Source organism: Secundilactobacillus malefermentans (assembly GCF_008033155.1).
Taxonomy (GTDB): Bacteria; Bacillota; Bacilli; order Lactobacillales; family Lactobacillaceae; genus Secundilactobacillus; species Secundilactobacillus malefermentans.
Genome location: NZ_CP042371.1, coordinates 140329 through 163204, shown reverse-complemented (window position 1 = coordinate 163204; position 22876 = coordinate 140329). Strand labels below are relative to the sequence as shown.

Sequence of the window (22876 nt, the reverse complement as noted above, 5' to 3'; positions counted from 1 at the left end):
AAATAGTGACTTTATGCTAATGAAAGGGCTTGCAAGGACCGGAAAAAAATGGTAGATTAGAACCGTAGTTAAATTGTATTTCATTGTTTGTTGTTGTTTTCATAAATTATGGAAATTGCGCAAACAGTGTTTACATAACCACGGAAAGGAAAGTGTTATTTATGGCAGCGACAAAGAAAGAAGCAACGGCTGTTGATTTTGATAAAATCAAATCAACGATGAGCGATCCATATAAAACCCCTCTTCAGATTGTTGACGAGAACGCCAAGATAGTTAATCAAAAACTATTTGATAACTTCTCAGACGATCAACTTGTTGACTTCATGAAGAAAATGGTTTGGGAGCGTGCATTGCACGAACAAACTATGAACTTCTCACGTCAGGGACGTTTAGGTTTCTATGCTCCAACGGAAGGTGAGGAAGCCAGTGAAATGGGTTCAATCTCAGCAATGAGTTCGAATGATTATCTCTTCCCAGCTTATCGTGATCTGCCTCAATTAATTCAACATGGCGCAAGTGTTAAACAAGGTTTCTTATGGTCAAAAGGTAACGCTGTTGGTAACGATTACGGCGATACTCGAGCATGGATGCCACAAATTATCATTGGTGCACAATATGTTGAAACCGCTGGTGCCGCACTTGGTATCAAGAAGAATGGCGACAAAGATACAGTTGCATTTACTTATACTGGTGATGGTGGTACATCACAGGGTGACTTTTATGAAGGTATGAACTTTGCATCTTCATTCCAAGCTCCAGCACTTTTCTTTGTTCAAAATAACGGCTGGGCAATTTCAGTTCCTCGTAAGACTCAAACTGGTGCTGAAACCTTAGCTCAAAAAGCTGTTGCCATGGGTATTCCATCTATCCAAGTTGATGGTATGGATATCTTAGCAGTTTACCAAGCTACTAAAGAAGCTCGTGATTACGTAACCGCTGGAAATGGTCCAGTTATGCTTGAAACCTTAACTTATCGTTATGGTGCTCATTCATCTGCTGGTGATGATCCTAGTCGTTACCGTACTAAAGAAGAAGAACAACCATGGTTCGACCGTGATCCACTAATCAGATTACGTAAAATCTTGACTGATAAGAAATTATGGTCACAAGAACAAGAAGACAAGCTTGTTGAAGAATATAAAGATAGCTTCAAACAAGAAATGAAAGATGCAGAAGCAACACCAAAGCAAACTGTTACTGAAATGTTGAAGACGACGTTTGAAGTTCCAACGCCAAACATTAAGAAACAAATTGCTGAATTCGAAGCAAAGGAGTCGAAATAACCATGGCTAAACTAACTTATATTAAAGCTATTACTGATGGTTTGGATCAAGTCTTAGGCGACGATCCAAAGACACTTATCTTCGGTGAAGATGTTGGTAAAAACGGTGGTGTTTTCCGTACAACTGTTGGACTTCAAGACAAGTACGGTGAAGATCGAGTTTTCGATACACCTTTAGCTGAATCAGGAATCTTAGGTATGTCAATTGGTCTTGCATGGACCGGCTGGCGTCCAATTCCAGAAATTCAATTTATGGGATTCACTTTTGAAGCTGTGGACTCAATTGCAGGCCAAATGGCTCGTAACCGATTCCGTTTCAGTGGCAAACGTGCAATGCCAGTAACAATTCGTACACCATTTGGTGGTGGTACTCATACCGCTGAAATGCATTCTGATAACCTAGAAAACTTCTTTACAGGAGTTCCAGGCTTACGTGTTGTTACACCAAGTAACCCATATGATGCAAAGGGACTTGTTATTTCAGCTGTTGAAAACAACGACCCAGTGTTATTTATGGAAAACTTGAAACTTTATCGTTCAATGAAGGATGAAGTTCCAGAAGGCCATTATACTGTTCCGCTAGATTCAGCAAAAGTTGTTCGCGAAGGTACCGATGTTACGGTTGTCGCTTACAGTGCTGAAGTTAACGAAGCACTCAAGGTTGCTGACAAGTTAGAGAAGGAAAATATCTCAGTCGAAGTGATTGACCTACGTTCACTTTCTCCAATTGATACTGATACCATTTTTGCTTCTGTCAAGAAGACTCATAAAGTCGTCGTTGTACAAGAAGCACAAAGAATGGCCGGTGTTGGTGCAGTTGTTGCTTCTGATATTGCTGAAAATGTCATTTTATCATTGGACGCACCTATCGGACGTGTTGCTGCCCCAGATACAATTTATCCATGGGCTCAAGCTGAAAATGATTGGATTCCAAATGCCGATGATATTGAAGCTAAGGTACGTGATTTAGTAAATTACTAATTGAAAGCGAATTCAATTTAGTAAGTGAATTTAATCATTATTTTGTAAGAGAAAGGAAGTTGTCTCATGGCTTATCAGTTCAAGCTCCCAGAACTCGGAGAAGGAATGGCCGAAGGTGAAATTTCTTCATGGGATGTTAAAGAAGGAGACACCGTTAAGGAAGATGACGTTTTAGTTGAAATCCAAAACGATAAATCAGTCTCTGAATTACCTTCTCCAGTTGCCGGTACAATTAAGAAAATTCTAAAACAAGAGGGCGAAACCGCCGAAATTGGCGATGTCCTAGTTGAAATTGATGATGGATCACCAGATACTGGAGATTCAGGATCAAGTGAGGCTGCACCAGCAGAAGCACCTAAAGAAGAAGCAGCACCAGCTGCAGCTCCTGCAGCAGCTCCCGCACCAGCCGTAGCTGCACCAACCGGTGTTCCTGCAGCATCAGATCCTAACAAATTAGTTTTGGCAATGCCATCAGTTCGTCAATACGCTCGTGATAAGGGTGTGGATATTACCACTGTTACACCAACTGGTAACCACGGCCAAATCTTAAAAGCTGATATTGATGGTGCAGGTTCAGGCGCTACTGCTCCAGCAGCTGCAAGTGCATCCGCAGCTCCTGCAGCAACTGCTGCTCAACCAATCAAGCCTTACGTTTCAGCTACTCCAGAAGAGGAAACCCGTGAACCAATGTCAATGACTAGAAAAGCTATTGCTAAGGCAATGACGACTTCTAAGTTTACGGCACCTCACGTTACCTCATTTGATGATGTTGACGTAACTGCTTTGATGGCAAATCGTAAGAAGTATAAACAAACTGCCGCTGACCGCGACATTCACTTGACCTTCTTACCATACGTTGCAAAGGCACTTGTAGCCGTTTTGAAAGATTTCCCAGAATTGAATGCATCTATTGATGATTCAACCCAAGAAATTGTCTACAAGCATTATTACAATATCGGAATTGCAACGGACACACCACATGGTCTATACGTTCCTAATGTTAAGAACGCAGATTCAAAGGGTATGTTTGAAATTGCAAAAGAAATCACTGACAACACCCAAGCAGCACAAGATAACAAATTGAGTGCAAAGCAGATGTCTGGTGGTTCAATTACAATCAGTAACGTTGGATCAATTGGTGGTGGCTGGTTTACTCCAGTTATCAACTACCCTGAAGTTGCTATTTTAGGTGTTGGTAAGATTGCTAAAGAGCCAATTGTTAACGAAGATGGCGAAATTGTTGTCGGAAACATGTTGAAGCTTTCATTAAGCTATGATCACCGTTTGATTGATGGTGCTACTGCTCAACGTGCTTTAAACGAGTTAACTTCACTTCTTCATGATCCAGATATGTTATTAATGGAAGGATGATTTAAATATGGCTGATGCTGAGAAGAGGGACACCGTTATTATCGGAGCTGGCCCTGGTGGATACGTTGCAGCCATTCGTGCTGCAGAATTGGGTCAAAAAGTAACAATTGTCGAAAAATCGGAGACGCTCGGTGGTGTCTGTTTGAACGTGGGCTGTGTTCCTTCTAAGGCTTTGATTAATGCTGGTCACCGTTTACAAGAAGCAAACGATGCTTCAACATTTGGAATAACAACACAACCTGCCACAATTGATTTTGCTAAGACTCAGAAATGGAAACAAAAGAAAGTCGTTGATCGGATGACCAGCGGTGTCAAGATGCTTTTAAAGAAGCATAAGGTTGAAATCATTCAAGGTGAAGCCGTTCTTGACAGCGACACTCGACTTCGAGTAGTTTCTACTGGCCCTAAGCAGTTTATGAGTGCTGATGACGGTCTAACAATCGAATTCAAGGACTTGATTATCGCTACAGGTAGCCGTCCAATTGAAATTCCTGGATTTAAATTTAAGGATCGCGTTATCGATTCAACTGGTGGCTTAAGCTTACCTGAAATTCCAAAAGAATTTGTTGTAATCGGTGGTGGTTATGTAGGTACTGAATTAGCTGGTGCATATGCTAACCTTGGTTCTCACGTTACCATTCTTGAAGGAACTAACTCTATTCTTCCTAACTTCGATAAAGACATGGTTTCTATCGTTGTTAAGAGTTTAAAGAAGAAGGGTGTAGACATTGTTACCAATGCTATGGCCAAGAGTTCAGAACAAGATGCTAACAGTGTCACTGTGACTTATGAAGTCGATGGAAAGGCATCAACAGTTAAAGCAGATTACTGCATGGTTACTGTTGGACGTAAAGCCAATACTGATGATATCGGTCTTGAATTTACGAGTGCCAAGACGGATGATCACGGAATTGTTCAAACTGACATTCAAGGTCGTACAGATTCACCACACATTTTTGCAATTGGTGATATCGCATCTGGTCCTGCTTTGGCTCATAAAGCCTTTTTCCAAGGTAAAGTTGCCGCAGGTGCCATTTCAGGAAACAAGACTGCTAACGATTACGTTGGCGTTCCTGCCGTCTGCTTTGCAGATCCCGAATTAGCAACTGTTGGTTTAAGCCAAAGTGAAGCTAAAGATAAAGGTCTTGAAGTTTCTGCTGCCAAGTTCCCATTTGCTGGTAATGCACGTGCCGTTTCACTTGATCAACCAGATGGATTTGTTCGTTTGGTTACGACCAAAGATGAAAATACGCTTGTAGGTGCCCAAGTGGTTGGACCAGGCGCAAGTGACTTAATTGCTGAGCTGAGTTTAGCTGTTAACTCAGGTATGAATGCAGAGGATATCGCATTAACGATTCATCCACATCCAACCTTGAGTGAACCAATCCAAGAAGCAGCTGACATTGCTATTGGGTTCCCTACTCACATTTAAATGCCGAAAAACACATCTCGTAAAGGGGTGTGTTTTTTTTGCCTAAATTCCACAATCTTGCTATTCGCTGAAATAAATTTATAATTAAGAAATACAAAGCGTTTTCAAGTTTTGATTTGGAGGAAATTAAATGGCAGTTAAAATTGTGTTAGCTGGTGAATCAGACTATATCCGTAATTTTCTTAAGCTTGCTATAGGGGCGAAACTCCCACTAAATTTAGTGGTTTTACCTGACGATGAGGCAGATGTTGAGTCATTACAAGGCATTATTACTGCCAGTCAAGTGGTTGATCAGATTGACATTTCAATGGGTGCTACGGCGGATTTTTCTGATTCAAAAATTGCAATTATTTTCCAACGTAATTTACCTGAAAACGTTAAACTTGAGAGTTTTCCCAATGAACTTGAAGTTTTACAAAAGAATTTGCCTAAGTTTAGGCAAAGAATCAACGAGGCTATTGAAAACGGTTTTGGTGGGAAATTCATTATTTCTGGATTTTTAGATGAAATTCTGACTTACTTTGCATGGCGTTTTTCGGGAATGGATAAGACTAGTATTATTGGTGCTGGTGCCTACCCTCAAAGCTTACTGCTTCAGTCGCTTATTCAGGATCAGCTTGTGGTTGGAAAGCAAGATGTTAACGTTTCGGTGGTTGGCCGAGCAAGTGAGCCTTTGATTGCATGGAGTCGGACATATGTGGGGCCAACTCCGTTATTAATGTATTTGGCGAATGATGACTCTAATTTTAGTGCACAGGATCTGGCAGCTTTAGAGGCGGAGACGACGGCAATTGATTTAATTAATAACCAAACGCTTCAAGGTCTCGCGGTAATGGATATTTTAAGAGCAATCACTTTAAAGAAATCAGCTATCATGAGTGTTTCTAATATCCAAGAGGCTGAAAACCCCAGTGACTCATTTGCTTCCAGTACACCAGTATTAGTTGATCATCGAGGTGTAACCAAATTAACCGATTTAACATTATCTGAAAATGAACAATCCCAATATGAGCAAATTGAAAAGAAAATAAAAACATTAATAAATACGATTGAAAATGGTGGATTGGAGACCAAAGTGGATGAAAACTAATTATCAGTACCCACTCGAAGAAGATTGGGATAGTGCGGACATTATTGCGGTAACCAATTTGTACAGAAACGTTGAGGAAGCCTATGAAAACAATGCCGGAATTTTAAAAGACGACTTAATTAGCGCATATGCAAGGTTTAAACAGGTTGTACCTACTAAAGCACAAGAAAAGCAGCTAGACCGTAGCTTTGAACAAGTTAGTGGCGGCTATAGTATTTATCGGACGGTTAAAGAAGGTAAGCAGACGACTAAAAAAAGAGTGAAAATGTCTGGAGGCCATTGAATAAAATGGATAAGATAGAGATTGGTCGAATTAATCAGACTGTTAAGAAGTGGCTTCAGGCTGATTACGATTTAATTAATAAAATGATGCAGTCTAAATTAGATATTTCAACTAAAACTGGTCCGCGCGACTTAGTGACAAATGTGGATAAAGCAAGTGAGCGATTTCTAATTGATAAAATCCGTACTTTTGATCCTGACAGTAAAATTTTGGGTGAGGAAGGTCAAGGTGATCGGCTAACTTCGATGAAGGGCTCGGTTTGGATTATTGATCCGCTTGACGGAACGATGAACTTTGTCAAGCAGCGAGATCATTACGCAATTATGTTAGCTCTCTACCAAGACGGGCAGGGGATTTTGGGATATATATATGATGTGCCTAAAAATGTTTTGTATTCTGGAGGCCCCGCAATTGGTGTTTTTGCAAACGAACAAAAATTACAGAATCCGGAAAACGTGAATTTACGAAGTGGCTTATTTGGGGCGAGTGGTCCCCTTGTCATTGAAAATAAATTTGGGATGCAGTCAATTATAAGAAATAGTGCTGGGATGCGAATATACGGTTCAGCCGGGATTGAATTTATTCACGTGCTTCTTGGCAAAACAGTTGGATACATTTCATATTTAAAGCCGTGGGATGTTGCAGCAGGTAATATTTTGGCCAGCACTCTCGGACTAGTATGCACGAAGGTTGACGGAACGCCGTTAGATATGTTATCATCTAACCTTGTATTGGTAACGACAGAGAAAGCACAACAAGACATTCTAAAAATTGTAAAAGAGAACGTCTGACTGTGACAATTAGGTCACAGTTTTTTTATGCGAACTACTATGAATTACTGATCAAGTTCGTCTGTTAGTCAAATGAACGTAGTTGATTACTAAATTAGAGTTAGATAACGAAAGGAAGAACATTTTGAAAACCAGAGATGATATTCGTAACATTGCCATTATTGCCCACGTTGACCACGGTAAGACTACTTTAGTGAATGAGTTATTAAAGCAGTCAGATACCCTTGACGAGCATGTCCAGATTGAGGACCGTGCCCTTGATTCAAACGCCATTGAGCGTGAACGAGGCATCACGATTTTATCAAAGAACACAGCTGTCCGTTACGGTGATAAGCAAATTAATATTTTGGACACACCAGGACATGCCGACTTCGGTGGCGAAGTTGAACGAATCATGCGTATGGTTGATGGTGTTCTATTAGTTGTTGATGCTTTTGAAGGAACTATGCCACAAACTCGTTTTGTGCTTAAAAAAGCTTTGGACCAACATTTGACACCAATTGTTGTCATTAACAAGGTTGACCGTCCAGGTGCTCGTCCTTCAGAAGTTGTTGATGAAGTGCTTGATCTCTTTATTGAACTTGGTGCTGATGAAGACCAACTTGATTTCCCAGTTATTTATGCTTCAGCTATGAATGGAACTTCAAGTTATGATCCAGAATTGGATTCACAAGAACACACAATGAAGCCTGTCTTTGACACAATCATTAAGAGTATTCCATCACCCCTTGATAACGAAGATGAACCTCTTCAATTCCAAGTGGCAATGCTAGATTATAATGATTTCGTTGGTCGTGTTGGAATTGGCCGTATTTTCCGAGGCAAGATTAAGGTTGGAGACAACGTTACCTTGATGAAGCTTGACGGTTCAACAAAGAACTTCCGTGTAACGAAGCTTTTCGGTTACTTTGGATTAAAACGACTTGAAATTGATGAAGCTAAAGCCGGAGATTTAATTGCCATTTCAGGAATGGAAGACATTAACGTTGGTGAGACTGTTGTTGATCCTCAAACGCAAGAGGCATTGCCAGTACTTCGTATTGACGAGCCAACCCTTCAAATGACTTTCAGAACGAATGATTCACCATTTGCTGGTCGCGAAGGTAAGTTTGTTACTGGTCGCCAACTTGAAGATCGTCTAAAGCGTGAGTTGCAGACTGATGTATCACTTCGAGTTGAAGATACCAGTGAACCCGCTGCTTGGGTTGTATCAGGTCGTGGTGAGCTTCACCTTTCAATCTTGGTTGAAACCCTTCGTCGTGAAGGCTTTGAATTACAAGTATCTCGTCCAGAAGTTATTTACCGAGACGTTGATGGTGTTAATAGTGAACCTTTTGAAGAGGTCCAAATTGATACGCCAGAAGAATATACTGGTGGCGTTATTGACAGTCTCTCACAACGTAAAGGTGAAATGCAAAACATGGAATCAACTGAAAACGGACAAACTCGTTTGACATTCCTTGCACCTTCACGTGGATTAATTGGTTACTCAACCGAATTTATGTCAATGACTCGTGGATACGGAATCATGAACCATACATTTAAGAAGTATGCACCAGTTATTAGAAACTGGCATCCTGGCCGTTCAAAGGGTACTTTGGTTTCTATGAATTCTGGTAAGGCTACTTTATACGCGATGATGGGTATTGAAAGTCGTGGTACATTGTTAATCGAACCTGGTACCGAAGTGTACGAAGGGATGATTGTCGGTGAAAATAGCCGTGAAAATGATATTACAGTTAATATCACAAAGGGTAAGAACTTAACCAACGTTCGTGCTGCTGGTTCTGATGATGCATCACGGATTAAGACTCCTACGCATCTTTCACTTGAAGAATCATTAGAGTTCTTGAATGATGATGAGTACTGTGAAGTAACACCTGAGAGTGTTCGTTTACGTAAGCAAACTCTTGATTCAAGTCTCCGAGAAAAGAATGCTAAGAAGAACCGATCAAGCTCTAAATAAGCTATAAAAGCCGCTGAATTTTTTCAGCGGCTTTTTAATTTGTTCTAAGATTGTCTCTTGAATTTTAAAAAAAGAAAATATGCAGTGTGATTATGATATAATAATGTCAATTAATTACAGTAGGGGCAAGCCTCATAATGTTGTGGATGAGTGAGTACGTATGAAAAAACTTAAATATTTAGACTATTTTATTTTTGTGCCATTTATTATCTTGTGTGCTATCGGAATAGTGATGGTATATTCTTCAAGTTCAAACATTGCAGTACAAAGTGGTGGAACACCACTGGGTTATTTAAAGCGACAATCGACATTTGTGATTATCGGACTTGGACTAGCATATGTCGTTTATCGATTAAATCTTGAGAGATTCAGAAAAGCCAAAACGCTATTCAGCATTTGGGTTGTTTTTATGGTCGTTCTGTTGGGGCTCTTATTCTTTGGAAAAACAGTTAACGGTGCGGCGGGATGGATTTCTTTTGGCTCGTTTAGTATTCAACCAGCTGAGTTTTCCAAGTATTTCTTAATTTTCTTAAATGCGTACTACGTGGCTAATGCCCGTAGACAATCTGAAATGCATTTATCAGTAAAAAATTGGTGGGATGAGTTAAAGGCGCCAATGATTTTAAGCATGCTACAAATTTTGCTGATTTTACTTCAACCTGATTTGGGTGGTGCGGTGATTAACTTTGCTGCAATAGCCGTTATTTGGTTGGCCAGTGGCATGGGAATAAAAAAGAGTGCTAGTTGGCTAATAGGGTCACTTATTGCGGTTTATTTCATCTTACTTCCTTTAGCCGGAATACTGGCAAATAGTGGAATTGTTAAGTCATACAAGTTACAACGGATTATTGCGTTTGAAAATCCATTTGCGCATGCTCAGACAGTCGGGCAACAATTAGTCAATTCATATTATGCTTTGAGCAATGGTGGATTGTTTGGTGTCGGCCTTGGCCGCTCAATTCAAAAAACTGGCTACCTGCCTGAACCCAACACTGATTTTATTATCGCAATAACTGCGGAAGAATTAGGCCTGTTATTCTGTCTTGCACTTATTTTATTACTGATGGTTATTATTGGAAGAGCGGTTTTAATTGGAATTCGTAGCAAAAATAATTTTTACTCACTTCTTTGCTATGGTATTGCTACTTATCTTTCTGTCCAAACGTTTTTCAATTTAGGTGGGGTATTGGGAATGTTACCAATTACTGGAGTAACCTTTCCATTTGTGAGTTATGGGGGCTCTAGCATGATTACAGCAAGTGTTGCAATTGGGACACTCTTGAATATTAGTGCGAAAGAAAAATATAATCGAGAATAAAAGGTGATTTTATGGATTTTAAAGTTGAACAAAGAGAAGAACTGATTGTTTATACGTATAATCTTAAGCAAATGCGCCAGTTAAAACGATTTGGAGAAATTACGTATATTTCAAAACGAATGAGGTATGCTGTCATTTTTGTGCACCAAGAAAAAATTGCAGAAACAAAAAAGCAATTAGAACAACTCCATTTTGTGAAACGACTGGTCGAATCTCCACGAGCAGAATTGGATACTTGGTTTAGGAAACAAGATCGGAATGATCCGCTTAAAGCTGTTGATAATAGTTTAACGGAGGAAGATTAATGCGTGTAGTTGCAGGTCAATTTGGTGGTCGTCGATTAAAAGCAGTGCCAGGAACGAAAACTCGGCCAACAACCGATAAGATAAAAGAATCATTATTTAACATTATTGGCCCTTATTTTGAGGGTGGTAACAGTTTGGACCTATTTGCGGGTTCCGGTGGGTTAAGTATTGAGGCGGTCTCTAGAGGAATTGACATGGCCTATTTAGTGGATCGACAGGGCCTAGCCATTAAAACAATTAAGCAAAATATTGAAGTCACGAAATCTCCTAATCAATTTTCAATTTTAAAGCGAGACGCTAATTTAGCATTGAAGCAATTCTCTAAGCAAAACATAAAATTTTCGCTTGTTTTCTTTGATCCACCTTATAAAGAACAAAAGATAAGTGACCAAATGGCAAGCCTTAAAAAGTTAGACTTACTTAGTGATGATGCTATTATTGCTTGTGAAACTGATCAAGATGCCAAGCTTGGACAACAAGACGGTTTCCGGCTAGTTGAAAAAAAGGATTATGGAATTACGGAAATTAATATTTATCGATTTGGCGAGGAGGAACACGGATGACAATAGCAGTGTACCCAGGAAGTTTTGATCCCATTACAAACGGACACTTAAATATCATCAAAAGGGCGAGTCAAATTTTTGATGAGGTAGTGGTAGTAGTCGGTACTAACACCTCAAAAAAATCACTTTTTTCAAGTGAGCAGCGGCTATCTTTTATTAAGGACAGTACAAAAGGGCTACCAAATGTCACTGCAAGAATTGAAACGGGTCTTACGGTCACCTTTTTGAAATCCATCAACGCCAAAATTATTATTCGGGGAATTCGAGATAATACTGATTTTGAGTTTGAAAAAAAGATTGCTGGAATGAATCAATATTTAGATAGTAACGTGGAGACACTATTTATGGTGGCTGATTCTAAGTATGATTTTGTTGCTTCTAGTTTGTTGAAGGAAGTTGCCCATTTCAACGGAAATTTAAGTGATTTAGTGCCACCAATTGTTGCAAGTGCCCTCGAAGCTGGTGAGCCAAATGAAAAATAACAAACATTTTATAAATCGGACGATCCTCGTCTCGGTTTTTTTATTAGTGCTCGTAATCGCTTTATTTTGGCCGATGTCTAAGTATATCGAGGCACCTGGGTCAGCGGATGATTTGAGTTCATTTGTAAAGATTTCTAAGCATCCTGACAAGAATAAAGGTTCCTTTATGATTACATCTGTCAGAATCTCAAAAGCCCGCCCGATTACGATGGCACTCGCAAAGCTTAAACCTGATTACTATTCAATTGAAAGCGAAGAGGCAGTTACCGGTGGACAAACTGGTAAAACCTATGAGAAAGTTCAAAATTTTTACATGCAAAGTGCCATCAATCAGGCAATTGCAACCGCATATAAGGCGGCAAACAAACAAGTTTCCAGAAAATATCTTGGAATTTACGTTTTAAATATTAGTAAAAATTCTAATTTTCGTTCAAAATTAAGCGTGGGAGACACTGTAACCAGAGTAAATAAACAACATTTCTCAAGTGCATATGGCTTTCAGAAGTACATTCGGAAACAAAAAGTAAATCAGAAAATGACAATTTCTTTTACACACAATGGCCACTCGCAGCAAGCAACCGGTAAGTTAATTGATATTGCAAAGGGAACTCCTGGAATTGGAATTACGCTCACTGATAATATAAAAGTTCATACTAAAATTCCGATAAAGGTTAACCCTGGGGATATTGGTGGGCCTTCAGGTGGATTAATGTTTAGCCTACAAATATACAGCCAGTTAACTGGGAAAAACATTAGGCATGGACAAAAAATAGCGGGTACTGGAACGATTAATCCTGATGGTTCAGTTGGCGAAATTGGCGGAATTGATAAGAAAATTATTGCCGCACATAAAGCAGGAGCAAAGATATTTTTCGCCCCTTACTTAAAGCCAAGCAAAGAAGTGCTCAAATATGAGCCAAATCATTTAACTAACTATGAACAGGCAAAAAAGACTGCTAAAAAGTATGCGCCGGGGATGAAAGTAGTACCAGTACAAACCTTTAAGGATGCATTAGATTATTTAGAAAAATAAAAAATCAGTTAGAGAATAATCTAACTGATTTTTTTTCGACTATTTTTCGTACTTAACAGTGAAGGAGGTGGCAAGTTGGATAAGGTAAAGGAATTATATCAAGAATATCGGATTCAAATAATTGGCGGAATTATTGCAGTCCTTATTTTAGTAGCTATTAGTTTCTTCATGCTCAATCAAAAAGGGAGGGCAGATAGCCCAACTTTGAATGGCACACAAACTGGCAATTCCATGGTAAGTCCTAGAAAAGTTAGTGGGTCATCAGCGTCAACCCAGTCTAGTGGCTTTCAACAAACAGCAAGTTCAGACGGACATAAACAAATCTACATTGATGTTAAAGGCGCAGTCAAAAATCCAGGTGTCTACCAAGTGACGGCTAATATGCGGGTGAATGATGCAATTGATTTGGCTGGTGGCTTTAATAGGTCTGCCGATCAAAAGCACATAAATTTGGCACAATCCTTGACGGATCAGCAAGTAGTATACGTTCCAGTGAAGGGGGAGGTTAAAGGTGAACCGGGCGCGATGACGGGAACACCAGTTGAGAGTTCAAGTAGTACTCCCAGCGAGACTCCGAATTCTTCTAATGATTCCCCGGATGCTGGAGGGACTAAGGTTAATTTAAATCAGGCTGATGCATCGCAATTACAGGAGCTTTCGGGAATTGGAGAGAAAAAAGCAGAAGATATTATTCAATATCGCGAAGCACACGGAGAGTTTAAGAGCGTCAACGATTTGACAAAAATTAGCGGGTTTGGTGATAAAACAGTTGAAAAAATTTCAGAAAACGCGACTGTATAATTGTAAGATTTTAAGGTTAGAAATTTGCTATACTAGGAAGGAAAACTTTTAAAAGGAGATCTTTAATCTTGGATAAAAAAAGAATCCCTTGGAACCAATATTTTATGATACAAGCGGTCCTATTGGCTTCAAGAAGTACGTGCAATCGTCTTTCTGTTGGTGCAACCTTAGTCAGGGATCGACGAATTATTGCAGGCGGGTATAATGGCTCAGTTGCAGGAGATACACACTGTATTGATGAGGGTTGTTACTTGGTAGATGGCCACTGTATGAGAACCATTCACGCAGAAATGAATGCTATTTTGCAGTGTGCTAAGTTTGGTGAATCGACTGATGGGGCAGAAATATATGTCACTGATTTTCCATGCTTACAATGTACTAAAATGCTGTTACAGGCGGGGATTGTTAAAATTTACTATCTAAGAAATTATCATAATGATCCGTATGCTGAAAAACTGATTAAGCTTAAAAACGTGGCACTAGAAAAAGTATCACTTACTTCCGATATTCTTGATGAAGCATCATTGGAAACTTATCTAACTGATTAATTATAGAACGTGGCTATTGGATATTCCCGGCAATCAATGTGAGTGGTTTGGCAATTTTTTGCTATGGAAATAAGGTTTTAGGCTTATGTCTACTAATATACTGGCTAATTAGGATTATTTATCTCAAAAACATCAAAATTTTAATCAGTGAAGTGAACCCCAAATATTGGAGTTAATTTTAAGCACTGAATTGGTTGGAAAGCTCTCGGTATTGAACCGGGGTCTTTCCAGCCAATTTTGTTCTAATTCTCTTATTGTTGTAATAGTCCACATATTTGGTAATGCCGATTTTAAGCTCTTCGTAAGAGGCATAATGATTATTATGCACTGTTCCAACTTTTAGAATATGGAAAAAGCTTTCAACAACCGCATTATCCAGGCATGTCGCTTTGCGACTCATACTTTGGATGATGTGGTTTTCTTTTAACTTTGAAACATAGCTACGATTCTGATATTGAAATCCCTGATCTGAATGAATCAGCATCTTATATGGTAGTTGTGGCTTTGATTTGATTAAATCTTTCAATGGAGTTGTAACAAAATCCACATTTGGGCTAAGCCCAAGGTTCCAAGACAATATCTCATTACTAAATAAATCCACAAAAGCGGTGAAGTAAGCTCGTTCATTAGTGGAACTGGTTCCCCATCTTAATTCAGTAACATCGGTGACTACTTTTTGATAAGGTCGATTCGTATTGAATCTACGCTTTAATTTATTCTTAGCTAGTTTGCCCACAGTTCCTCTATATGAGTTATACTTCCTGGTTTTCCTATCAAAGGCATGACAGAGAACGTTGTTCTGCTTCATGATTTTGAGTACGACCTTATGATTAATTCTCTTGCCTCTATTTTTTAATTCGGCAGTTACAGTGCGATAGCCAAAGTCAGGATTATCCAATCTAATCTGGAGGATTTCAGCTACTAATTTGTGCGGATATTTAGAGTCATCTTTACGCCCAAGGGCGTAGTGAAAGCTACTACTAGCCATATTAATAACTTTGAGGATAAAGCTTAGTTGTTCGTTTAATTCTCGCCTCAGCTCAGTAACTATTTGCGCTTTTTCTTGGTTTGTAAGTCTTTCTTCTTCTGAGCCAAGGCGTGCAATTTTTCCAGATAAGCCACCCGAACCCTTAACACACGATTTTCTTCTGCTAGCTGTTCTTTAGATTTCTTTTCTACATCTTTATTGGACATTAATTTCGACCGCCTTTGATCAATATTGAGGCGTCCTTCTTTAAAAGCTTTTTCCCATTGCCAGATTACAGCTGGATGCTTGATTTTAAACTGCTTCGCAGTTTCAGGATAAGAGGCTCTTTGATTGAAACGCCATTTAATTACTTTCATTTTAAACGAATAATCAAAGTAAGTCTTGGTCTGTTTGTCTTGGAAACTCTCCACACCAAACTGATTAAAATGACGTTTCCACTCATATATAGTCGCAGACCCTTTAATTCCGTACTTTTTATTGATATAGCTTGGTGGAAGGCCCTGTGCTAATTCTAGAATAGCCTGTAATTTTATTTTTTTTGAAAACATAGTAAAACCCCGATAATTTGGATTTCTCCAATTATCGGGGTTCACTTCACAGTTGTGTGATTGGATTTTTGATTTTCGCAGGGTACTTCTTTTGTTTTAATATCCGGCAGAATCAATCCCAAATTACGCCCGCTGAAAATGTTCGGGTAAGCTTGTTCGTTCAACCAGATAACGTAACGGTGGTTGGGAATCAACTTAGGTTAATGGGCAGACTTAGTAATGGCACCAAAATTTCAGCAATATATTTTAGTAACTCACCAAGTGAAATAAGGCGCTATAAAAGAATTAAAGTGCCTATTCTATTTTCTGTAAAGGGTGATGTGGCGCTTCCCGTTCAAGCGACAAACGTAAATGAATTTGATCGGCGAAAATATGATGAACAAAATAGTATTTTAAATACGATCAAAATCAATCAGATTCTTAATATTCAATCTGCAAAAGCAACAAATATTATTCAAAGCGTGATTAATCAGTGCCATATTTGGCGATGTTTAGCTGTTTCTCAATCTCAAAGGCTACCAAAAGAATTAAAACTGTATTTTCAAGGTCTGATTTTGGGTGCCAGAACTCAGGACTTTTATCAGCAATTAACTGGTGTTAAACAATTGGGACTCATTCATTTATTTAGCATCTCAGGTTTACACGTATCCATTTTTCTATTGCTGATTGAGAGACTGCTAACACTATTCCGTCGCTCAAAAAACTTGATTCAATGGCTTTTAATCGTTGCTTTACCCTTATATTTCATATTTACGGGTGGCGCAACTGGCCTTTTAAGAGCAATAATAATGGCGGAGATGAGATTATTATTCTTAAAATTTGGGAAACAAATTTTACCAATGGACAATTTTAGTGTGACATTGATGATTTGTACGGCTATTCAACCTGCACTAATCATGCAAATGGGAAATCAGTTGAGTTTTGGGCTAGCTTTTTGCTTAATGTTTGTAGGCCATGAAAAATTCTGGGTACAAACATTTTTAATGAACCTGATAAGCTTACCCTTCATTTTGTTCCATATTTTCGAATGGCATGTTTTGTCCTTACTAGCCAACCTGCTGATTTTACCGTTCTTTAGTGCTTTCATTTTTCCATTAACATTTATGGGCGGTATATTGGGCTTAAAGTTTACGTTTATTGGACAAATTGCCAATTTGATAATTGGGGTATTTAACGCAGGTTTAAATAATGTTGCAAAACTTCCAGGCCTCATTACTTTTGGTAAGCCTGCACTTGGAGGACTGGCTTTTGTTTTTATTGCGACGCTAATTTTGATTGGTCAAAAGGAAAAAAGTTTAGGTTTATTGAGCACAATATTAGTTGTATATCTAGGAATGTTTGGGATGATTCATTTAACAATCCATGGAGAGGTTACGTACTTTGATATTGGACAGGGTGATTGCTTTTTAGTGAGGGAGCCGCTTAACCGTAGCATCTCAATGATTGATACGGGTGGACGACTGGCTTTCGGAAATTCGAAGTTTAAGGAAACCACAAAAGCGAGAAGTCGAGCAGAAACAATTACGATTAATTATTTAAAAAGTAAAGGAATTTCACATTTAAATGGATTATATTTAAGTCATAAAGATGCGGATCATACTGGGGATGCGCCAGTTGTATTGGCTAATTTGAACGTTGATAATTTGTACGTCCCACTGGGTATGCAGAAAAATCCGGCCTTTATTAATAAAGTTAAAAATTTCATTTCCTTAAGCAATATAAAACCTTTACGCGCCGGTAGTATCCCCAACAAATCTCCCTTTGAAGTATTGCATCCGTTTCACTCTGGAATTGGAGAAAATGGGGATTCCATGGTATTGACCTGCTGGCTAGGAAAAAAGCGGTGGCTGTTTACGGGTGATTTAGATAGGCAAGGGGAGAGAGATATTATTGAGCAATATCCGTCACTTAAGGTGGATGTTTTAAAATTAGGCCACCATGGTAGTAAGACAGCCTCAGATCCAAAGGTACTCAAGCAAATATCGCCAAAATTAGGAATAATATCTGCTGGGAGAGAAAATCGGTACGGACATCCTAATGAAGAAACACTACAAACGTTAAAAAAACAGGGGATCCCATATTTTAATACACAAACAGATGGTATGATTTCATATGTATTTGAAGGAAACCATATTGGAAAATGGCATACCTTTTTAAGGAGGAACTGATGACTTTTGATGAGTTTTTAAAACAAATTGATTCAAATAAAATTAAGAATGTTGCTTTAGTTCTTGGTGATCAGTCTTATTTACAGCAAAAAATTAAAAAGAATTTAAAGACCCTTATTCCAGCGGACGAGCTTACCATGAATTTTGCCAGTTATGACATGGAAACGACTTCCATTTCCCAGGCAATTTCGGATGCCTCATCAGCACCTTTTTTTGGAGAGAAAAGACTGGTTTTTGTTAATAACCCATATTTCTTTACGGGATCAACTCACAAAGGAAGCAAAGTTAATCATAACTTAGATGATCTACTCGATTACTTACAGCATCCTGAGCCAAGTACTATCCTAGTTTTCTTTGCACCATATGATAAGCTTGATTCTCGCAAAAAAATTTCAAAGCAATTAAAATCTGTTGCAGAAATAATTGATATCAGCAATCTAAAAGAGCCACAAATTAAACGAATAATAAAGAACGAACTTGAACAGGATAATTTTCAAATTAAGCCATCTGCAGAGCAGTTACTTCTCGAAAGAACTAATGGTGATTTAACGTTGATCATGAATGAATTGCCAAAATTAAAGCTTTATTGCCATTCCTCAAAGTTAGTTGATGATGATGCAGTGAGGGGACTCGTTACGAAAACGCTAGACCAGAACGTATTTGATTTGGTAGGAGCAGTGCTGAGTCAAAATACTGCACGCGCAATCAGACTATATCAGGAACTATTACTTTCAAAGGTGGAACCGTTACAAATAAATGCCATATTGGTGAGCCAGTTTCGATTATTGTTACAGGTGCAGATACTTACGCGACATGGCTATAGTCAGGGAACGTTAGCAAGTACGTTAAAGGTCCATCCATATAGAGTCAAACTATCACTGCAAACAGTTAAGCATTTCAATGTTTTATTATTGCAAAAAGCCTATCTTGGATTAATTGATGTTGAAAAGAAATTAAAATCAACAACTCAAAATCCCGAAACATTGTTTGAATTATTTATGGTACAGTTTACAGATGAGGTTATGACGGCATAAAAAAAGCTCTGATCATTTGATCAGAGCTTTTTTTATTTACTTAGCAACTTTAGCAAGTCGAGCAGCCATACGTGATTTATCACGTGAAGCCTTGTTCTTTTTGATTAGGCCCTTTGAAGCAGCATGATCAACAGCACTTGAAGCAGCACGGTACAATTCTGTAACGTTGTCGCTTCCAGCAGTAACTGCTTTTTCAAATTGCTTAACAGTCGTTCTCATTACGCTAAGTTGTGGCGCATTACGTTTGCTAGCCTTAACGTTAGTGCGTGCACGTTCAATCGCAGATTTAATAATTGGCATTAATTTCACCTCCAACAAGTAGAAAACCGTTGCCTGGTTATCGATTTTTTTCAACGTATGTAATTATACAGAATAGAATCACCGATTGCAACACTTCTCCCTTTTAATGTAAAGGTTTTTTACTTGATAGTAAAGTCAAAAGTTAAAATATCTTGCATGTCTTTGATGGCTAAGATATAATAGAAAAAGTGTGATAACTATCCCTAACTTAGTTTAACGGACACTCACAGCCGTTTTACTCAGTGAAGGGGACAAAAAAATTTGAAAGGTGGGTATTACACAATGGCAATTACTCAAACGCAAAAAAACGAAATTATTAAAAAGTATGCACGACATGATGGAGACACTGGTTCAGCAGAAGTTCAAATCGCTGTTTTAACAGCCGACATTACTGAAATCAACACTCATATGCAAACTCATAGAAAAGACTTCCATTCACAACGTGGATTGATGAAGAAGATTGGTCACCGTCGTAACTTACTTGCTTACTTACGTGGCAAGGATGTTCAACGTTACCATGATCTTATTAATAGCTTAGGATTACGTCGTTAATTCTATTCTAAGAGTCCTCAATTAGAGGGCTTTTTTTTATCCCATCAAGTCACAAAAAACACCATTATATATTGTATTTCTCTAAAATATGGTACACTGTATTCAGTTTAAATAAGATCGTTTCCAAGAAATTGGATGAAGGTAGCAGGTCGATAATTCTAGCAATTGCTTAATTATCCCCGAATGATAGTTATTAGACGAAAATACAGTTCGTATGAGGTGAATTATGAGTAGTAAAATTAAAATTAGCCCGTTTGGTGGCGTACGTGAGAACGGCAAAAATATGTATGTTGTTGACATTAATGATGGTATCTATATTTTGGATTGTGGACTTCAGTACCCGGAAAATGAATTATTGGGAATTGATATTGTGATTCCTGATTTTTCTTATCTTGAGGAAAATAAAGATCGAATCGTCGGCGTGTTCTTAACCCATGGCCATGCAGATGCAATTGGGGCACTTCCATACTTTTTAAATAAATTCAATGTGCCAGTTTTTGGCTCAAAAATGACAATCGAATTAGCCAAGTTGTCTGTGGAAAGCAATGAAACAACCAAAAAGTTCTCTGATTTTCACGTTGTAGATGCAAATGCTGAAATTGATTTTGGAGATGTGAAGGTTTCGTTTTTCCGAACAACCCATTCTGTTCCTGGATCAATGGGAATTGTTTTGGATACTGATGAAGGAGAAATTGTCTATACTGGGGACTTTAAGTTTGACCAGACAGCAGGTCGTGATTTTCAAACAGATTACGGTCGATTAGCTGAAATTGGTCAAAAGGGTGTATTGGCGCTTTTAAGTGACTCTGCTAATGCGGAAAATCCAGCTGAAACAACCAATGAACGTGATATAGCTAAATATGTTGAAGAAACTTTTAGATATCATGAAGGACGTATTATTGTTGCCAGTGTAGCCTCCAATATTCTCCGAATCCAACAGGTCTTTAATGCGGCTGCTAATACAAATCGTAGAGTTTTATTAACAGGCCATGACTTAGAAAAAATAGTAAACACCGCTTTACGTTTAAATAAGTTGATATTACCTGTTGATAATCTATTAGTTGAGGAAGCAGACCTAGATAAATTAGCGCCTGAAGAAACGATTATATTGCAGACAGGAAAAATGGGTGAACCAATAAAAGCTCTCCAAAGAATGGCTAATCAACAGGAGAAGGGACCCCAGATTCAAGCAGGGGATTTAGTCTTTATTACGACAACACCTTCACATGCAATGGAGACAACTGTTGCTAAAACGCGGGATATGATTTACCGTGCTGGTGCAGAAGTGATTTCTATCTCTGATGAGCTAAATTCTTCAGGACACGCTAGTAAGAATGATCTACAACTTTTGATTAATATCTTGAAGCCCAAGTATTTAGTTCCTATTCAAGGTGAATATCGTTTATTGGAAGCAAATTCGGAAGCTGCGCAAGAAGTTGGCATCAAAAAGGAAAATATTTTCATGACTGCTAAGGGTGACGTTATCACGTATGATGATGGCGAAATGCATTTAGGCAGTAGTATTAACGTTGGCAATACGATGATTGATGGTATTGGTGTTGGCGATATTGGAAATATTGTATTGCGTGATCGAAAAGTGCTTTCGGAAGATGGCATATTTGTTGCTGTTGTGACAATTGATCGAAAGAAAAAGAAAATTATTTCAGAACCAAAGATTACGTCGAGAGGTTTTGTTTATGTAAAAGCTAACAAAAACCTCATGCATGAAAGTTCGGACATCATTAAGAAAGTAGTCCAAGCAAATCTAGATCATAAAGAATTTGATTGGGGACATTTAAAACAAGATGTTAGAGAAAATTTAAATCACTACTTGTTTGACCAAACAAAACGTCATCCGGTTATTTTGCCCGTTATCATGGAAGTAAATCAACATCATCGCAGTAAAACAACTAAGGAACACGAAAACACAGCTGCAGTAGAAAACAAAAAAGATGAATCTAAATAAGATGGAACCGGAGTAATCACGCTTCGGTTCTTTTTGTAGGTGGAGAATTATCATGAATGAAGAACTTTTGAACGGCGCAAAAGAGGCACTTGCAAGTGAAAAGTATCATCAAGCAGTTTTGAAATTTGAGGAGCTATACAAAGAGTCCCCCACAGAGGAGCTCAACATTTATCTAAGTAATGCTTATTACCTCGATAATCAGTTTGTGGCAGCCGAAAGAATAGTTTTAGAATCAATTGAAGCTTATTTAGCTGAAGAACCGTTATTTAACTTCTTTCAAAATGTATTAATAAAAAACGATTCTTTTATTCTGCTTCGAGAAATAATTGGTACAGCAGATTTTCCTGGTGAGTATAAAGAGAGAGTTTTAGAGAAAATTTCATCTGCTGAAATTGGCAGTTCATCGAATATGGCAGAGACTAACAAAAAAATAGCCAACCAATTCTATCATATGGCTGATGAGCCGATTTCAGTCCAAATTGCACGCTTTCAAACCGCAAAAAAATTACCGCTATTATTGTGGCTAAAAAGCGCTAGGTTTTTATTGTTAGATCCATTTATTCATCCAATTATTCGTTCAAGCGTATTAGAGTCTATGCAAAAGATGAGACTGCAAGAAAAAGTAAATATGTATTGGCTAGATGAAAAAGAGCATCCGCTTAACACCGGAGACTTGCTACCCATCCAGCAAACTAAGAGTTATATAGAAACTAATCAGATTCTTAATGAAGAAGTTGATGTAAACGATCCGATTTTGGGTGAACAGCTGCATGAGGAATTAAGGTTGCAGCTCATGTACCTTTATCCCTTTGCCGAAAACGTCATTACCAATTCGACGCTTTGGATTCAAGTTCTATCTAGTTCATATACTGAAGTGACGATTGATGAAGAAAACGAACAAATAAAAGCAATAATAAAATGGCAAAATAAAATGCAAAAATATACAAAAAGTATGATTCAATCGTTTAAAAATTCAGAATAGATTTTTAAAAATTAATTTTTAATCTGAAAATTCCTGCAATTTTTATAGATATTAAGCAGATAAATGCTCTTTTACTGGTTTGTTTTGCTAAA

At 38.2% G+C, this 22876-nt stretch carries 23 protein-coding genes; 20 read left to right on the top strand and 3 right to left on the bottom strand.

Translation table 11 applies throughout. The features are described from left to right. The first annotated feature begins 161 nt into the window (after nucleotides 1-161). The 15 genes from pdhA (at nucleotide 162) to FGL90_RS00730 (ending at nucleotide 14246) form a co-directional block, all read left to right on the top strand. Nucleotides 162-1283 (top strand): pyruvate dehydrogenase (acetyl-transferring) E1 component subunit alpha, encoded by a 1122-nt coding sequence (gene pdhA, locus FGL90_RS00800; RefSeq protein WP_010620070.1) that lies wholly within the window; start codon nucleotides 162-164, stop codon nucleotides 1281-1283. Nucleotides 1284-1285: 2 nt separating this feature from the next. Then, nucleotides 1286-2263, top strand: a complete 978-nt coding sequence (locus tag FGL90_RS00795) for an alpha-ketoacid dehydrogenase subunit beta (RefSeq protein ID WP_010620069.1) — start codon at nucleotides 1286-1288, stop codon at nucleotides 2261-2263. A gap of 66 nt (nucleotides 2264-2329) precedes the next feature. Next, nucleotides 2330-3634 (top strand): dihydrolipoamide acetyltransferase family protein, encoded by a 1305-nt coding sequence (locus FGL90_RS00790; protein WP_147656498.1) that lies wholly within the window; start codon nucleotides 2330-2332, stop codon nucleotides 3632-3634. A gap of 7 nt (nucleotides 3635-3641) precedes the next feature. After that, nucleotides 3642-5066, top strand: a complete 1425-nt coding sequence (lpdA, locus tag FGL90_RS00785; protein ID WP_147656496.1) for a dihydrolipoyl dehydrogenase — start codon at nucleotides 3642-3644, stop codon at nucleotides 5064-5066. 130 nt (nucleotides 5067-5196) lie between these two features. After that, nucleotides 5197-6156 (top strand): Rossmann-fold NAD(P)-binding domain-containing protein, encoded by a 960-nt coding sequence (locus tag FGL90_RS00780; RefSeq protein ID WP_010620066.1) that lies wholly within the window; start codon nucleotides 5197-5199, stop codon nucleotides 6154-6156. Next, complete coding sequence (locus FGL90_RS00775) at nucleotides 6146-6439, top strand: UPF0223 family protein (RefSeq protein ID WP_010620065.1); 294 nt, start codon at nucleotides 6146-6148, stop codon at nucleotides 6437-6439. The genes FGL90_RS00780 and FGL90_RS00775 overlap by 11 nt, the downstream gene beginning before the upstream one ends. 5 nt (nucleotides 6440-6444) lie before the next feature. Further along, entirely contained in the window at nucleotides 6445-7230 is a 786-nt protein-coding gene (locus FGL90_RS00770; protein ID WP_147656495.1) for an inositol monophosphatase family protein, read from the top strand. 124 nt (nucleotides 7231-7354) lie between these two features. Further along, nucleotides 7355-9196 carry a translational GTPase TypA gene (gene typA, locus FGL90_RS00765; RefSeq protein WP_147656493.1) on the top strand — a complete coding sequence of 614 codons (1842 nt, stop codon included), beginning with the start codon at nucleotides 7355-7357 and terminating at the stop codon, nucleotides 9194-9196. Nucleotides 9197-9356: 160 nt separating this feature from the next. Further along, nucleotides 9357-10514, top strand: coding sequence for an FtsW/RodA/SpoVE family cell cycle protein (locus tag FGL90_RS00760; protein WP_010620062.1), 1158 nt, complete (start codon nucleotides 9357-9359; stop codon nucleotides 10512-10514). Between the two features lie 11 nt (nucleotides 10515-10525). Continuing rightward, complete coding sequence (locus FGL90_RS00755) at nucleotides 10526-10819, top strand: YlbG family protein (RefSeq protein ID WP_010620061.1); 294 nt, start codon at nucleotides 10526-10528, stop codon at nucleotides 10817-10819. Then, the gene (gene rsmD / locus FGL90_RS00750) at nucleotides 10819-11382 is read left to right on the top strand and encodes a 16S rRNA (guanine(966)-N(2))-methyltransferase RsmD (RefSeq protein WP_147656491.1); all 564 of its coding nucleotides are present in this window, start codon (nucleotides 10819-10821) and stop codon (nucleotides 11380-11382) included. The genes FGL90_RS00755 and rsmD overlap by 1 nt, the downstream gene beginning before the upstream one ends. Further along, complete coding sequence (gene coaD, locus FGL90_RS00745; protein WP_010620059.1) at nucleotides 11379-11864, top strand: pantetheine-phosphate adenylyltransferase; 486 nt, start codon at nucleotides 11379-11381, stop codon at nucleotides 11862-11864. The genes rsmD and coaD overlap by 4 nt, the downstream gene beginning before the upstream one ends. Then, nucleotides 11854-12897 (top strand): SepM family pheromone-processing serine protease, encoded by a 1044-nt coding sequence (locus tag FGL90_RS00740; RefSeq protein ID WP_147656489.1) that lies wholly within the window; start codon nucleotides 11854-11856, stop codon nucleotides 12895-12897. The genes coaD and FGL90_RS00740 overlap by 11 nt, the downstream gene beginning before the upstream one ends. A gap of 75 nt (nucleotides 12898-12972) precedes the next feature. Further along, nucleotides 12973-13698, top strand: coding sequence for a helix-hairpin-helix domain-containing protein (locus FGL90_RS00735; protein WP_147656487.1), 726 nt, complete (start codon nucleotides 12973-12975; stop codon nucleotides 13696-13698). A gap of 104 nt (nucleotides 13699-13802) precedes the next feature. After that, nucleotides 13803-14246, top strand: a complete 444-nt coding sequence (locus FGL90_RS00730; protein WP_318635552.1) for a ComE operon protein 2 — start codon at nucleotides 13803-13805, stop codon at nucleotides 14244-14246. 178 nt (nucleotides 14247-14424) lie between these two features. Here FGL90_RS00730 and FGL90_RS00725 read toward each other — a convergent pair whose 3' ends face one another. Both FGL90_RS00725 and FGL90_RS00720 read right to left on the bottom strand, forming a co-directional pair. After that, a complete protein-coding gene (locus tag FGL90_RS00725; RefSeq protein WP_235809393.1) occupies nucleotides 14425-15285 on the bottom strand; it encodes an IS3 family transposase in 861 nt (286 codons plus the stop codon). Nucleotides 15286-15293: 8 nt separating this feature from the next. Further along, entirely contained in the window at nucleotides 15294-15782 is a 489-nt protein-coding gene (locus FGL90_RS00720) for a helix-turn-helix domain-containing protein (protein WP_147656485.1), read from the bottom strand. A 203-nt stretch (nucleotides 15783-15985) separates the two neighbouring features. On the opposite strand from FGL90_RS00720, the gene FGL90_RS00715 reads away from it, so the two are divergent. Both FGL90_RS00715 and holA read left to right on the top strand, forming a co-directional pair. Next, a complete protein-coding gene (locus FGL90_RS00715; RefSeq protein ID WP_147656483.1) occupies nucleotides 15986-17950 on the top strand; it encodes a DNA internalization-related competence protein ComEC/Rec2 in 1965 nt (654 codons plus the stop codon). Then, nucleotides 17950-18984, top strand: a complete 1035-nt coding sequence (holA, locus tag FGL90_RS00710; RefSeq protein ID WP_147656481.1) for a DNA polymerase III subunit delta — start codon at nucleotides 17950-17952, stop codon at nucleotides 18982-18984. Before FGL90_RS00715 ends, holA begins: the two co-directional genes overlap by 1 nt. Before the next feature lie 36 nt (nucleotides 18985-19020). On the opposite strand, the gene rpsT is transcribed toward holA, so the two are convergent. Next, nucleotides 19021-19284: a 30S ribosomal protein S20 gene (gene rpsT / locus FGL90_RS00705; RefSeq protein ID WP_147656479.1), complete on the bottom strand. Its 264-nt coding sequence runs from the start codon at nucleotides 19282-19284 to the stop codon at nucleotides 19021-19023. 282 nt (nucleotides 19285-19566) lie between these two features. On the opposite strand from rpsT, the gene rpsO reads away from it, so the two are divergent. The 3 genes from rpsO (at nucleotide 19567) to FGL90_RS00690 (ending at nucleotide 22784) form a co-directional block, all read left to right on the top strand. Continuing rightward, a complete protein-coding gene (gene rpsO, locus FGL90_RS00700; protein WP_010620052.1) occupies nucleotides 19567-19836 on the top strand; it encodes a 30S ribosomal protein S15 in 270 nt (89 codons plus the stop codon). A gap of 226 nt (nucleotides 19837-20062) precedes the next feature. After that, complete coding sequence (locus tag FGL90_RS00695; protein WP_147656477.1) at nucleotides 20063-21802, top strand: ribonuclease J; 1740 nt, start codon at nucleotides 20063-20065, stop codon at nucleotides 21800-21802. Nucleotides 21803-21854: 52 nt separating this feature from the next. Then, nucleotides 21855-22784 (top strand): hypothetical protein, encoded by a 930-nt coding sequence (locus tag FGL90_RS00690; protein WP_010620050.1) that lies wholly within the window; start codon nucleotides 21855-21857, stop codon nucleotides 22782-22784. The last annotated feature ends 92 nt before the right edge of the window (nucleotides 22785-22876 follow it).

Coding starts and splice junctions, on each gene's coding strand:
- pdhA (WP_010620070.1), top strand. CDS start 162: ATGGCAGCGACAAAGAAAGAAGCAACGGCTGTTGATTTTGATAAAATC.
- FGL90_RS00795 (WP_010620069.1), top strand. CDS start 1,286: ATGGCTAAACTAACTTATATTAAAGCTATTACTGATGGTTTGGATCAA.
- FGL90_RS00790 (WP_147656498.1), top strand. CDS start 2,330: ATGGCTTATCAGTTCAAGCTCCCAGAACTCGGAGAAGGAATGGCCGAA.
- lpdA (WP_147656496.1), top strand. CDS start 3,642: ATGGCTGATGCTGAGAAGAGGGACACCGTTATTATCGGAGCTGGCCCT.
- FGL90_RS00780 (WP_010620066.1), top strand. CDS start 5,197: ATGGCAGTTAAAATTGTGTTAGCTGGTGAATCAGACTATATCCGTAAT.
- FGL90_RS00775 (WP_010620065.1), top strand. CDS start 6,146: ATGAAAACTAATTATCAGTACCCACTCGAAGAAGATTGGGATAGTGCG.
- FGL90_RS00770 (WP_147656495.1), top strand. CDS start 6,445: ATGGATAAGATAGAGATTGGTCGAATTAATCAGACTGTTAAGAAGTGG.
- FGL90_RS00760 (WP_010620062.1), top strand. CDS start 9,357: ATGAAAAAACTTAAATATTTAGACTATTTTATTTTTGTGCCATTTATT.
- FGL90_RS00755 (WP_010620061.1), top strand. CDS start 10,526: ATGGATTTTAAAGTTGAACAAAGAGAAGAACTGATTGTTTATACGTAT.
- rsmD (WP_147656491.1), top strand. CDS start 10,819: ATGCGTGTAGTTGCAGGTCAATTTGGTGGTCGTCGATTAAAAGCAGTG.
- coaD (WP_010620059.1), top strand. CDS start 11,379: ATGACAATAGCAGTGTACCCAGGAAGTTTTGATCCCATTACAAACGGA.
- FGL90_RS00740 (WP_147656489.1), top strand. CDS start 11,854: ATGAAAAATAACAAACATTTTATAAATCGGACGATCCTCGTCTCGGTT.
- FGL90_RS00730 (WP_318635552.1), top strand. CDS start 13,803: ATGATACAAGCGGTCCTATTGGCTTCAAGAAGTACGTGCAATCGTCTT.
- FGL90_RS00720 (WP_147656485.1), bottom strand. CDS start 15,782: ATGTTTTCAAAAAAAATAAAATTACAGGCTATTCTAGAATTAGCACAG.
- FGL90_RS00715 (WP_147656483.1), top strand. CDS start 15,986: ATGGGCAGACTTAGTAATGGCACCAAAATTTCAGCAATATATTTTAGT.
- holA (WP_147656481.1), top strand. CDS start 17,950: ATGACTTTTGATGAGTTTTTAAAACAAATTGATTCAAATAAAATTAAG.
- rpsT (WP_147656479.1), bottom strand. CDS start 19,284: ATGCCAATTATTAAATCTGCGATTGAACGTGCACGCACTAACGTTAAG.
- rpsO (WP_010620052.1), top strand. CDS start 19,567: ATGGCAATTACTCAAACGCAAAAAAACGAAATTATTAAAAAGTATGCA.
- FGL90_RS00695 (WP_147656477.1), top strand. CDS start 20,063: ATGAGTAGTAAAATTAAAATTAGCCCGTTTGGTGGCGTACGTGAGAAC.
- FGL90_RS00690 (WP_010620050.1), top strand. CDS start 21,855: ATGAATGAAGAACTTTTGAACGGCGCAAAAGAGGCACTTGCAAGTGAA.